General features: G+C 60.3%; 11 protein-coding genes and 1 pseudogene. 9 read left to right on the top strand and 3 right to left on the bottom strand.

Going from position 1 to position 12159, the window contains the following annotated elements:
- Positions 1 to 235: 235 nt before the first annotated feature.
- Positions 236 to 400, bottom strand: coding sequence for a hypothetical protein (locus tag CFII68_RS27520; protein ID WP_156886101.1), 165 nt, complete (start codon positions 398 to 400; stop codon positions 236 to 238).
- A 160-nt stretch (positions 401 to 560) separates the two neighbouring features.
- On the opposite strand from CFII68_RS27520, the gene CFII68_RS10515 reads away from it, so the two are divergent.
- From CFII68_RS10515 to aceA, 8 genes are all read left to right on the top strand, one after another.
- A complete protein-coding gene (locus tag CFII68_RS10515; RefSeq protein WP_018609225.1) occupies positions 561 to 1007 on the top strand; it encodes an NUDIX hydrolase in 447 nt (148 codons plus the stop codon).
- A gap of 59 nt (positions 1008 to 1066) precedes the next feature.
- Positions 1067 to 2191, top strand: coding sequence for a tRNA 2-thiouridine(34) synthase MnmA (gene mnmA, locus CFII68_RS10520; protein WP_018609223.1), 1125 nt, complete (start codon positions 1067 to 1069; stop codon positions 2189 to 2191).
- Positions 2188 to 2811: a high frequency lysogenization protein HflD gene (gene hflD / locus CFII68_RS10525; RefSeq protein WP_018609221.1), complete on the top strand. Its 624-nt coding sequence runs from the start codon at positions 2188 to 2190 to the stop codon at positions 2809 to 2811. Before mnmA ends, hflD begins: the two co-directional genes overlap by 4 nt.
- A gap of 192 nt (positions 2812 to 3003) precedes the next feature.
- Positions 3004 to 4374, top strand: coding sequence for an adenylosuccinate lyase (gene purB / locus CFII68_RS10530; protein ID WP_018609218.1), 1371 nt, complete (start codon positions 3004 to 3006; stop codon positions 4372 to 4374).
- Positions 4375 to 4457: 83 nt separating this feature from the next.
- Complete coding sequence (locus tag CFII68_RS10535) at positions 4458 to 5624, top strand: cupin domain-containing protein (protein ID WP_003203358.1); 1167 nt, start codon at positions 4458 to 4460, stop codon at positions 5622 to 5624.
- Positions 5617 to 6042 carry a GNAT family N-acetyltransferase gene (locus tag CFII68_RS10540; RefSeq protein WP_018609216.1) on the top strand — a complete coding sequence of 142 codons (426 nt, stop codon included), beginning with the start codon at positions 5617 to 5619 and terminating at the stop codon, positions 6040 to 6042. The genes CFII68_RS10535 and CFII68_RS10540 overlap by 8 nt, the downstream gene beginning before the upstream one ends.
- Positions 6043 to 6344: 302 nt before the next feature.
- Positions 6345 to 7106: a secretin N-terminal domain-containing protein gene (locus tag CFII68_RS10545; protein WP_014337680.1), complete on the top strand. Its 762-nt coding sequence runs from the start codon at positions 6345 to 6347 to the stop codon at positions 7104 to 7106.
- Positions 7107 to 7562: 456 nt separating this feature from the next.
- The gene (gene aceA, locus CFII68_RS10550) at positions 7563 to 8888 is read left to right on the top strand and encodes an isocitrate lyase (RefSeq protein ID WP_018609214.1); all 1326 of its coding nucleotides are present in this window, start codon (positions 7563 to 7565) and stop codon (positions 8886 to 8888) included.
- A gap of 111 nt (positions 8889 to 8999) precedes the next feature.
- Here the strand turns inward: aceA and CFII68_RS28255 are convergent, their stop codons facing one another.
- Both CFII68_RS28255 and CFII68_RS28250 read right to left on the bottom strand, forming a co-directional pair.
- Positions 9000 to 9704, bottom strand: a complete 705-nt coding sequence (locus CFII68_RS28255; protein ID WP_371103549.1) for a methyl-accepting chemotaxis protein — start codon at positions 9702 to 9704, stop codon at positions 9000 to 9002.
- A gap of 198 nt (positions 9705 to 9902) precedes the next feature.
- Positions 9903 to 10787, bottom strand: a pseudogene (locus CFII68_RS28250) (methyl-accepting chemotaxis protein); the annotation flags it as partial.
- A 950-nt stretch (positions 10788 to 11737) separates the two neighbouring features.
- Between CFII68_RS28250 and CFII68_RS10560 the strand changes: the two are divergent.
- On the top strand, positions 11738 to 12151 hold the full coding sequence (locus CFII68_RS10560) for an NADH-quinone oxidoreductase subunit A (RefSeq protein WP_003203367.1): 414 nt from the start codon (positions 11738 to 11740) through the stop codon (positions 12149 to 12151).
- The last annotated feature ends 8 nt before the right edge of the window (positions 12152 to 12159 follow it).

The following is a 12159-nucleotide window of genomic DNA, read 5'->3' as shown; positions in this document are numbered from 1 at the left end:
GGGGTTTGTGTTTCTGGCATTTGGAACCCACCCCTGTGGGAGCGAGCTTGCTCGCGATTGCAATTCATCATTCAATTCAAATATTGACTGACACACCGCTATCGCGAGCAAGCTCGCTCCCACAGTTGGATTGAAGTACAACCGGCAGAAACAGGCCGGCCGTTAGGCCGCCTCGCGAGCAAGCTTTGCTCCCACAGATCTGATGGGTGTACGACCGGGAGAACCAGGTCGGCTACTAGGCCGCCTCGCGGTGGACGTTGATCTGGGCCGCCCCGTTAACCACGATGGCCGAACGCAGGCATTGTGGAGTGGGCATCCCGGCATGGATGCCGGGATAGCCGCGCTGGGCCATGGATGGCCCTTCGCGGCGGCCCACGGAGCAATGCCGGAGTGAGGGCATGCCGAGCCTAAGCGAGGCACCGAGTGGTGGGGCAAAAGCGTTTTGCTTACTTTTGCGCTTCTCAAAAGTGAGCCGCCGTCAGGGCGGAACCCTAAGCGGCCGTTACTACAAAAACGGATATGTACTCGATCCCCCCCAATCTGAGCAATGAAGGAACCTTATGAACTGGCACCCCCACATCACCGTCGCCACCATCGTCGAAGACAACGGCCGCTTCCTGATGGTGGAAGAATCCAAGGCCGGACGCGCAGTACTCAACCAGCCCGCCGGCCACCTGGACCCCAACGAAACCCTCATCGAAGCCGCCGTACGCGAAACCCTCGAAGAAACCGGCTGGGACGTCGAACCCACCAGCGTCACCGGCATCTACCTCTACACCGCCCCGAGCAACGGCGTGACCTACCAGCGAGTCTGTTTCGCCGCCAAGGCCTTGAAACACCACCCCGAGTACCAACTGGACGACGGCATCCTCGGCGCCAAATGGCTCACCCGCGACGAACTGCTCGAACAGCGCGAACACTGGCGCAGCGAGCTGATCATCCGTTGCATCGACGATTATCTGGCCGGCCATCGCCATAGCCTGGAGCTTATCCGTCCTTCTCTTTAGCCTTGCGCGCCCGGGCCTGATAGAATCGCGTCCTTTTTCAAGACACTCATTGAATTCCTATGCGTGATCCAGCCTCTTCGAACACTCCCAAGCAACGCGTCATTGTCGGCATGTCCGGCGGCGTGGACTCTTCCGTTTCCGCCCTACTGCTGATCGAGCAGGGTTATGAGGTGGAAGGCCTGTTCATGAAGAACTGGGAAGAAGACGACGGCACCGAATACTGCACCGCCATGGACGACCTGGCGGACGCCCAGGCCGTGTGCGACAAGATCGGCATCAAGCTGCACACCGCCAACTTCGCCGCCGAGTACTGGGACAACGTGTTCGAGCACTTCCTGGCCGAATACAAGGCCGGCCGCACGCCGAACCCGGACATCCTCTGCAACCGCGAAATCAAGTTCAAGGCGTTCCTCGACTACGCCATGATGCTCGGCGCCGACCTGATCGCCACCGGCCACTACGTGCGCCGCCGCGACATAGACGGCCGCACCGAACTGCTCAAGGGCCTGGACCCGAACAAGGACCAGAGCTACTTCCTGCACGCCGTCGGCGGCGAGCAGATCGCCAAGACCCTGTTCCCGGTAGGCGAACTGGAAAAGCCCGAAGTGCGTGCGATCGCCGAAAAACACCAGCTCGCCACCGCCAAGAAAAAAGACTCCACCGGGATCTGCTTTATCGGTGAGCGGCGCTTCAGCGACTTCCTCAAGCAATACCTGCCGGCCCAGCCGGGCGAGATCAAGACCACCGAAGGCGAAGTCATCGGCCGCCACCATGGCCTGATGTACCACACCATCGGCCAGCGCCAGGGCCTGGGCATCGGCGGCCTGAAAGACGCCGGGGAAGAGCCGTGGTACGTGCTGGTCAAGGACCTGGAGCACAACGAGCTGATCGTCGGCCAGGGCAACGACCACCCATGGTTGTTTTCCCGCGCCCTGCTCGCCTCCGACATTTATTGGGTCAACCCGATCGACCTCAGCGAACCTCGTCGCCTGACGGCCAAGGTTCGCTACCGCCAGAGCGACCAGCCCTGCACCCTGGAAAAAACCGCCACGGGCTACCGCGCCACCTTCGATGACCCGCAGCGGGCAGTCACGCCCGGCCAGTCCGTGGTGTTCTATGACGGCGAAATCTGCCTGGGCGGCGGCGTGATCGAAGTCGCAGAACCCTGGAGCAGCAAGGCATGAGCCCCATCCAGGAACAACTGACGGCATTGGGCGGTGTGTTTCTCGCCGCTGTGCTGGTGGACAGGATCGCCAAGACCGGCCAGGCCACCGAAGCGGGCGTGGCCTGCATGCTCGGCAGCCTGCTGGTTCGCGACCCCAAGGACACCCTGGAAGTCTACGGCGGCGACGACTTGAACCTGCGCGAAGGCTATCGTGCGCTGATCGGCGCCCTGGAGCGCGATCCCAGCGCCCTGCAACGCGAACCGCTGCGCTACGCCCTGTCGATGCTGGGCCTTGAGCGCCAGCTGGCCAAGCGCGACGACCTGCTGGAAACCATCGGCAAACGCTTGCCGCAGATCCAGTCCCAGGTCGAGCACTTCGGCCCGTCCCACGAAAACGTCGTCGCGGCCTGCGGCGCGCTGTACCAGGACACCCTGAGCACCTTGCGCCAGCGCATCCAGGTGCATGGCGACATGCGCAACCTGCAGCAACCGAGCAACGCCTCGAAGATCCGCGCCCTGTTGCTGGCCGGAATTCGCTCGGCACGGTTGTGGCGGCAGTTGGGCGGCCATCGCTGGCAACTGGTGATCAGCCGGCGCAAATTGCTGAAAGAGCTTTACCCGTTGATGCGCAACGAATAAGTCGCCTCGACCGTTTTTTTTGGTGGACTTGAAGGCTGCCTTGCAGCTCAGCGGGAGCAAGCTCCCTCGCCACAGGTATTAAAAGTTTTATCTCGTTACGCGTAACACGCCGGTCAGTTGGCGACGGACCGGCGATTGTTTTCATGTATGATACGCGCCCCATTTCGTTGCCCGACTGTCCGAGAACACCCTATGCAGCTCTCTTCGCTCACTGCGGTTTCCCCTGTTGACGGCCGCTACGCCGGCAAAACCCAGGCCCTGCGCCCGATTTTCAGCGAGTACGGCCTGATCCGTGCCCGCGTCCTGGTTGAAGTGCGCTGGCTCCAGCGCCTGGCCGCCCACCCTGCCATCCCTGAAGTCCCGGCGTTCTCCGCCGAAGCCAACGCGGTGCTCAACACCCTGGCGGACAACTTCGCGCTGGAGCACGCCGAGCGCGTCAAAGAGATCGAGCGCACCACCAACCACGACGTCAAGGCCATCGAGTACCTGCTCAAGGAGCAGGCGGCCAAGCTGCCGGAACTGGCCAATGTCAGCGAGTTCATCCACTTCGCCTGCACCAGCGAGGACATCAACAACCTGTCCCACGCCCTGATGCTGCGCGAAGGCCGCGATGAGGTGATGCTGCCACTGATGCGCCAGACCGCCCAGGCCATCCGCGAGCTGGCGATTCGCTTCGCCGACGTGCCGATGCTGTCGCGCACCCACGGTCAACCGGCTTCGCCGACCACCCTGGGCAAGGAGCTGGCGAACGTGGTCTACCGCCTGGAGCGCCAGATCGCCCAAGTGGCCGCCGTGCCGCTGCTGGGCAAGATCAACGGCGCCGTGGGCAACTACAACGCCCACCTGTCGGCCTACCCGGACATCGACTGGGAAGCCAACGCCCGCGCCTTCATCGAAGACGAGCTGGGCCTGAGCTTCAACCCCTACACCACCCAGATCGAACCGCATGACTACATCGCCGAGCTGTTCGATGCGATCGCGCGCTTCAACACCATCCTGATCGACTTCGACCGTGACATCTGGGGCTACATTTCCCTGGGTTACTTCAAGCAGCGCACCATCGCCGGCGAAATCGGTTCCTCGACCATGCCGCACAAGGTCAACCCGATCGACTTCGAAAACTCCGAAGGCAACCTGGGCATCGCCAACGCGCTGTTCCAGCACCTGGCGAGCAAACTGCCGATCTCCCGCTGGCAGCGCGACCTGACCGACTCCACCGTGCTGCGTAACCTGGGCGTGGGTTTTGCCCACAGCGTCATTGCCTACGAAGCCAGCCTCAAGGGCATCAGCAAGCTGGAACTGAACGAGCAGAAGATCGCCGCCGACCTGGACGCCTGCTGGGAAGTCCTGGCCGAGCCGATCCAGACCGTGATGCGTCGCTACAACATCGAAAACCCGTATGAAAAGCTGAAAGAACTGACCCGTGGCAAGGGCATCAGCCCTGAAGCGTTGCAGACTTTCATCGATGGCCTGGACATGCCTGCCGCGGCCCGCGCCGAGCTGAAAAAGCTCACGCCAGCCAATTACATCGGCAACGCAGCGGCACAAGCCAAGCGCATCTGATCTACGGCTTACCCTTGAGACGCCCGGCCGCGCCGGGCGTTTTTATTCGCGTCTGAAAAGTATATTTTTTCAATAGGTTACACATGAATCCTGATATTCCTCTGCAACTCCTGGGCGGCATCACGGCACGGGAGTTCCTGCGCGACTACTGGCAGAAAAAACCCCTGCTGATCCGTCAGGCGATTCCTGACTTCCAAAGCCCGATCGATGCCGACGAACTGGCCGGCCTGGCCCTGGAAGAAGAAGTCGAATCGCGCCTGGTGATCGAGCACGGCGAGCGCCCCTGGGAATTGCGTCGCGGCCCGTTCGCCGAAGACGAATTCAGCAAGCTGCCAGAGCGCGAGTGGACCCTGCTGGTGCAGGCGGTCGATCAGTTCGTACCGGAAGTCAGCGAGCTGCTGGAGAACTTCCGCTTCCTGCCGAGCTGGCGCATCGACGATGTGATGATCAGCTTCGCTGCTCCGGGTGGCAGCGTGGGTCCGCATTTCGATAACTACGACGTGTTCCTGCTGCAGGGCCATGGCCAGCGCAACTGGAAAATCGGCCAGATGTGCGACTCCGAAAGCCCATTGCTGCAGCACGCCGACCTGCGCATCCTCGCCGAATTCGAAGCCACCGACGAGTGGACCCTGGAACCGGGCGACATGCTCTACCTGCCGCCGCGCCTGGCCCACTGTGGCGTGGCCGTGGATGACTGCATGACCTACTCGGTGGGTTTCCGTGCACCAAGCGCCGCTGAAGTGCTGACCCACTTCACCGACTTCCTCAGCCAGTTCCTACCGGACGAAGAACGCTACACCGACGCCGACGCGCGCCCTGTAGCCGACCCGCACCAGATCCAGCAGGACGCCCTCGACCGCCTCAAGGGCCTGCTGGCCGAGCACATGAGCGACGAGCGCCTGCTGCTGACCTGGTTCGGCCAGTTCATGACCGAGCCGCGCTACCCGGAACTGGTGGTAGGCCCGGAACTGGAAGAAGACGACCTGCTGGCCAGCCTGGAACAAGGCGCCGTGATCATTCGCAACCCGAGCGCGCGCCTGGCCTGGTCGGAAGTCGATGACGACCTGCTGCTGTTCGCCAGCGGCCAGAGCCGTTACCTGCCGGGCAAGCTGCGCGAGTTGCTGAAAATGATCTGCGCCGCCGACGCCCTGCACATCGAGAACCTCGGTCCGTGGCTGGCCGACGAAGACGGTCGCGGCCTGGTCTGCGAGCTGGTCAAGCAAGGCAGCCTGGGGTTCGCCGATGAATAAAATTCACGTTCGTGTCGCAGACTGGCAAAAGGATAACGCCGAGATCCGGCGCATTCGTGAGACCGTGTTCATTGCCGAGCAGTCCGTTCCACCTGAGTTGGAATGGGATGCCGACGACCAGAGCGCGGTGCATTTTCTGGCGTTTGAAGGTGACTTTCCCATCGGCACCGCCCGCCTGTTGACCGACGGCCATATCGGCCGTGTCTCGGTCCTCAAGGACTGGCGCGGCCTGAAGGTGGGCGATGCGCTGATGCATGCCGTGATCGCCGAAGCCGAGAAACGTGGGCTCCAGCAACAGATGCTCAGCGCCCAGGTGCACGCCACGCCGTTCTATGAGCGGCTGGGGTTTGCGGTGGTCAGCGAGGAGTTCCTGGAAGCCGGGATTCCTCATGTGGACATGGTCCGTCATTCGGCCTGAACACCGCTGGAAGCAGCAACACAATACCCTGTGGCGAGGGGATTTATCCCCGCTGGGCTGCGTAGCAGCCCCCTTGATCAACCTGACACCGCAAGACATCAGCACCGTGTGGGGCCGCTTCGCGCCCCAGCGGGGATAAATCCCCTCGCCACAAAAAAGCATCATGCAACAACATCCTGCAACACCACAAAACGCCCCGCCATCCACCGATGCCGGGGCGTTTTGCCGTCTAACATTCAACTTGCGCCACCCGGGGCCGACAAACTGGCAATATCAGGCCTTTGTCTCACGGAGAAATGGACATGCTTCTACGCACCCTGCTGACCCTCTTGCTGCTTGGTAGCAGCCTGTCAGCCATGGCCGATACGCAAGTCGTGCCACTGAACTACCGCACCAGCGCCGACCTGCTGCCGGTGGCGCAGAACTTCATCGGCAAGGACGGCCAGGTCAGCGCCTACGGCAACCAACTGATCGTCAACGCCGAGCCGGGCAAGATCGAAGAACTTCGGCAATTCCTGGCCCAATTGGACACCGCGCCCAAGCGCCTGCTGATTACGGTCGATACCAACGAAAACAACCTGCAGGGCGACCAGGGTTACTCGATCAACGGTGCCGCGCCCAGCCAAACCCGCATCATCAACCGCAGCACCGCCAGCCGTGACGGCGGCGTGCAGCAGGTGCAAGCCAGCGAAGGCCAGCCGGCGCTGATCCAGGTCGGCCAGAGCGTGCCCTTCACCAGCAGCCAGACCGACAACTACGGCCGCCTGCAAAGCCAGACCGAATACCGCAACGTCACCCAGGGTTTTTATGTCACGGCGAGCGTCACCGGTGAGACCGTTCACCTCAGTATCAGTACCAACCGTGACCGCATGAGCCAGGAACGTCCCGATGTAGTGAACGTTCAGAGTACCGACACAACCGTCAGCGGCCGCCTGGGCGAATGGATCACCCTGGCCGGCGTCAATCGCCAGACTCAAGCCGACAAGCAGGGCCTGACCCGCAGCTACTCTACCCAGGGCCGCGACGACATGATTTTGCGGGTCAAGGTCGATACCCTGAACTGAAGCACCAAAAACTGACTGATGAGTCGTATTAGACCAAAGATGTAGTGCCACAAAAAAAGCACTACAAAACGTTTGACGAGCCAAAAAACCAAAGGCATGATGGCCTCGCTCCCGCTAATCAGGGGCCCTGGCAAGGGCCTTCGGGTCGACGCTTGCAACTACCCTGCGAGCCGATTCGTGTCTGTACCGCCCACAAGGTGTGTTTGACGAGGTTGCGACTGGAACGAAGTTGTCCCGAGGGACGGAAGCGTAACTAGGTAACCCGGCATCACTCTGAGTTCGTATGGAGGCCCACGACGCCCGAATGCGCCCGCAGTTCGCCCCTACCTGCTCACTTTCCCCTCGAGCCCATCGTTCATCCCGTCGCCTCCCCGCCTGAACCGACTTGTACGCCAATCCCTGGTCGGCAGGAGCAAGGAATTTTCCACCAAGACCTATGCGACGAGGTTTATCTCCATGGCACTGACACGCGAACAGCAAATTGCAGCCCTTGAAAAAGACTGGGCTGAAAACCCGCGCTGGAAAGGCGTGAAGCGCAATTATTCCGCTGCTGACGTCGTCCGTCTGCGTGGCTCGGTTCAACCTGAGCACACCTTTGCGAAACTGGGCGCCGAGAAGCTTTGGAACCTGGTGACCCAGGGCGCCAAGCCAGCCTTCCGTCCCGAGAAAGATTTCGTCAACTGCATGGGTGCCCTGACCGGCGGCCAGGCTGTGCAGCAAGTCAAGGCCGGCATCCAGGCGATCTACCTGTCGGGCTGGCAAGTGGCCGCGGACAACAACTCCGCCGAGTCGATGTACCCCGACCAGTCGCTGTACCCGGTGGATTCGGTTCCAACCGTGGTCAAGCGCATCAACAACTCGTTCCGTCGCGCCGACCAGATCCAGTGGAAAGCCGGCAAGAACCCGGGCGACGAAGGCTACATCGACTACTTCGCGCCGATCGTGGCTGACGCTGAAGCCGGTTTCGGTGGTGTCCTGAACGCCTACGAGCTGATGAAGAGCATGATCGAGGCAGGCGCCGCCGGCGTTCACTTCGAAGACCAATTGGCTTCGGTGAAGAAATGCGGCCACATGGGCGGCAAGGTACTGGTTCCAACCCAGGAAGCCGTGCAGAAGCTGACCGCTGCCCGCCTGGCTGCCGACGTTGCCGGTGTACCGACCATCATCCTGGCCCGTACCGACGCCAACGCCGCCGACCTGCTGACCTCCGACTGCGACCCGTACGACCAACCGTTCGTGACCGGTACCCGCACCCAGGAAGGTTTCTACAAGGTGCGCGCCGGTCTCGACCAGGCTATCTCCCGTGGCCTGGCCTACGCGCCGTACGCCGACCTGATCTGGTGCGAAACCGCCAAGCCAGACCTGGACGAGGCACGTCGCTTCGCCGAAGCGATCAAGAAGGAATACCCGGACCAACTGCTGTCGTACAACTGCTCACCTTCCTTCAACTGGAAGAAAAACCTGGACGACGCGACCATCGCCAAGTTCCAGCGCGAACTGTCCGCCATGGGCTACAAGCACCAGTTCATCACCCTGGCCGGCATTCACAACATGTGGCACAGCATGTTCAACCTGGCGCACGACTACGCCCGCAACGACATGACCGCCTACGTGAAGCTGCAAGAGCAAGAGTTCGCTGACGCCGCCAAGGGCTACACCTTCGTGGCTCACCAGCAGGAAGTGGGCACCGGCTACTTCGACGACATGACCACCGTGATCCAGGGCGGCACTTCGTCGGTGACCGCACTGACCGGCTCCACCGAAGAAGAACAGTTCCACTGATACACGCCGTAAACGGCCCTTGCGGACCGAGTAAAAGCTAACCGCAAAGCCGATGATCTGACGCCCCGACTGGTTCGGGGCTTTTTTTGCCGGTTTTTCCCGCTCCGCTTTTCACACCTTGAAGTGACTGACCATCTGCTGCAACTGGTTACCCAGGCGCGCCAACTCGATGCTGGAGGCTGCGGTTTCTTCGCTGGCGGAGGCGGTCTGTTCGGATACATCGCGCACGCTCAGGATACTGCGGCTGATTTCCTCGGCCACCGAGCTTTGTTGCACCGCGGCGGCGGCAATCTGTTGGTTCATGGCCTGGATGCCAGAAACCGCCTGGGTGATGTTGCTCAGGGAGGTGCCGGCTTTGCCTGCCAATTCCACGCTGCTATCGGTCAGTTCGCGGCTGTTTCGCATGATGCTCGATACCTGGCGCGTGCCGTTCTGCAAGCCCGCCACCAGGCTTTCAATCTCTTCGGTGGAATGCTGGGTACGCTGGGCCAATCCACGTACTTCATCGGCGACCACGGCAAAACCGCGCCCGGCGTCACCTGCGCGAGCGGCCTCGATGGCGGCGTTAAGGGCCAGCAAGTTGGTCTGTTCAGCCACCGCCCGGATCACGTCCATGATCTTGCCGATGCGCCCGCTTTCCTGTTCCAGCTCGTTCATGGCTTCGACGGAGCGCCCGACTTCGCCGGCCAAGCGCTCAATCTGAACGATGGCCTGCGCGACCACCTGGTCGCCAATACGGGCGTGGGCATCGGCCTCTGATGCAGCTGCGCGAGCTTGTTCGGCATTACGCGCGACTTCATGCACGGTGACCGACATTTCGTGCATGGCGGTAGCCACCTGATCGGTCTCGGTCTTCTGACTGTTGACCCCGGCACTGGTCTGCTCGGTGACAGCCGATAGCTCTTCGGCGGCACTGGCGATTTGGGTGACGCCATCGCGGATGCCACCGATCAGGTCGCGCAAGGTGGTGCCCATGCGCTCAATACCCTGCTGCAAGACACCCAGCTCATCACGACGGGTCACGGTCATGTGTTGCGTAAGATCGCCCGCTGCAATGCGATCGACCACAGCCAATGTGTCCTGCAACGGTCGCGTAATCTGGCGGGTGATGATCAGGGCGGCAAGAATCCCCAACAACATCGCCAAGGCAGTGCAGCTCAGTTGCAGGATGCGAGCCTGGGCGCTGTCTTCGTCGCGGGAGACCAGTTGGCTGGCATACATTTCGTCAGACAGACGAGTGATGGTTTCACCCAAATCGACAGTGTCCTGCACGGCCTTGCCAATGGCCTGATTGCTGGCAGTGAAGTCCAGCACCGAACGGCGGTAAGCGATCAGCGCGGCTTCCAGCTGCTTGATGGTGTCGGCATAGGTCGGACCGAAAGCGCTGTTGAGGGTTTCGATGCCCTTGAGCGCATTTTCGAGCTGGCGGGTGGCGGCGAGCTCGGTGGCGCTGTTGGGGTTGCCGGTATAGCCACGCACTTCATAACGCACCAGTGCCACGTCCTCTTTTGCCTTGAGGATGATCCTGTACAGCTCGAAACGGCGCTCATCCGAGGCAGGCATTGCTTCAACGTCATTGATGACCTTGGCAATCAGCGCGGCACCCTTGACCGCATTGACGCCCATCTCCTTGCGCATGGCGGCGTCATTGCGATAAGCCTCGCGCATCGTATTCAGTGCCACTTGATACTGCGTGCTGGCCTGCTCGATCAGCGCAAGTTTTTTCAGGTTTTCAGGTTTTCTCAACTCGTTTGCGAGGCTTTTCTGCTTGGCGACAAACTGCTCCAGCGACGCCTGGATCAACGCACCCTTTTGTTCATCTCCCCGGTCCAACTGATATTGCAAGCGAGCCCTGCGCAGGTGATCAAGACGATCGCCGAGTTCAGCAATGCTGGCCATTCGATCAGTACGCTGGATCATTTTGCCCAAGCTGACCCAGCCGGTCGCGGCGAGGATAGCGGTCAGAAGCAGCACAACGGCAAAGCCCAAAGCCAGCTTGAGCATAACGCTCATATTCGCGATCCAAGAGTTCATGGCATTCCTTATGGTCATCCGCCGCGAACGATGAAACCTGGCGCGGCTATCTAAGAAGGGGCGTCAGCCTAATCAAGCATTGATATAGATGATTAGATGAATGAGGCACAAAGATAGCCATTTGACATCATTCCTTCAAGGGAAGTCGCGATGTATCGATTAAGCGGGGGGGGCTGACGAGCAAAAATCGGCACGAGGCTGGTTTTTTCACCCGTTTTCTTTGAAGCAACCTACGCTGTAAGAGCAAGCCTGCATCTGTGGGAGTCAGGCTCGCCCGCGATGAACGATTACGCTGTCTGCCTCGGGACCGCGTTGCCGGCATCGCGAGCAAGCCTGGCTCCCACAGGAGCAGTCCCCCACGCAGATCCAACCCTCAGCAACCCCCTCCCCCACAAAACGTCGGCGCACGGCTAGAAAAATTGATCGAACGCAGTATTGGGCAGTCCGAAAAGGAGTAAAACGTGCGGCGCTGACAATTGCAGTAGCGGCGATGTAAGACAGTCTCTCAGGCACAATACTAAGTGCACCGCAGAAAGGCCGCTACAGATAATAATAATTATCATTTGGAAGTCGTTATCATTGTTACATTCCGCACGAAATATTATTGATGAATAGCCGGCCAACGCCCACCAGGTCTGGGCCGCAGGGTCCTGGAGGTGCGCTATGTCCTTATTCCAATAAATAATTTCGCTATAGGAATTTTACTTGCCCGGTGTTTAGCCATAAAATCACCGCGATTGATTGCTGCGACATATCGTCACTGCGTTATTTCATTCAAGCTCAGAGACCTTTGCTCTCTGTTAAGGATTTCCAGCATGTCCGAAGCGACAGGACTCATGGCCCACAATTGGGGCTTTGCCATTTTCCTTCTGGGCGTTGTTGGCCTGTGTGCTTTCATGCTCGGTGTGTCGAGCCTGCTTGGGTCAAAAGCCTGGGGCCGCAGCAAAAATGAACCGTTCGAGTCCGGCATGCTACCTACCGGTGGCGCCCGCTTGCGGCTCTCAGCCAAATTCTATCTGGTCGCGATGCTCTTCGTGATCTTCGATATCGAAGCCCTCTTTCTCTTTGCATGGTCTGTGTCCGTCCGCGAAAGCGGCTGGACCGGATTCGTCGAAGCTCTCGTTTTCATAGCAATTCTGTTGGCAGGTCTTGTCTACCTTTACCGAGTGGGGGCGCTTGATTGGGCTCCGGAAGCTCGGCGCAAGCGGCAAGCGAAGCTGAAACAATGAGGCTTTGG

It is taken from the genome of Pseudomonas sp. CFII68 (genome assembly GCF_000416195.1).
Lineage (GTDB): Bacteria > Pseudomonadota > Gammaproteobacteria > Pseudomonadales > Pseudomonadaceae > Aquipseudomonas > Aquipseudomonas kilonensis.
This window is presented reverse-complemented; position numbering and strand designations above follow the sequence as displayed.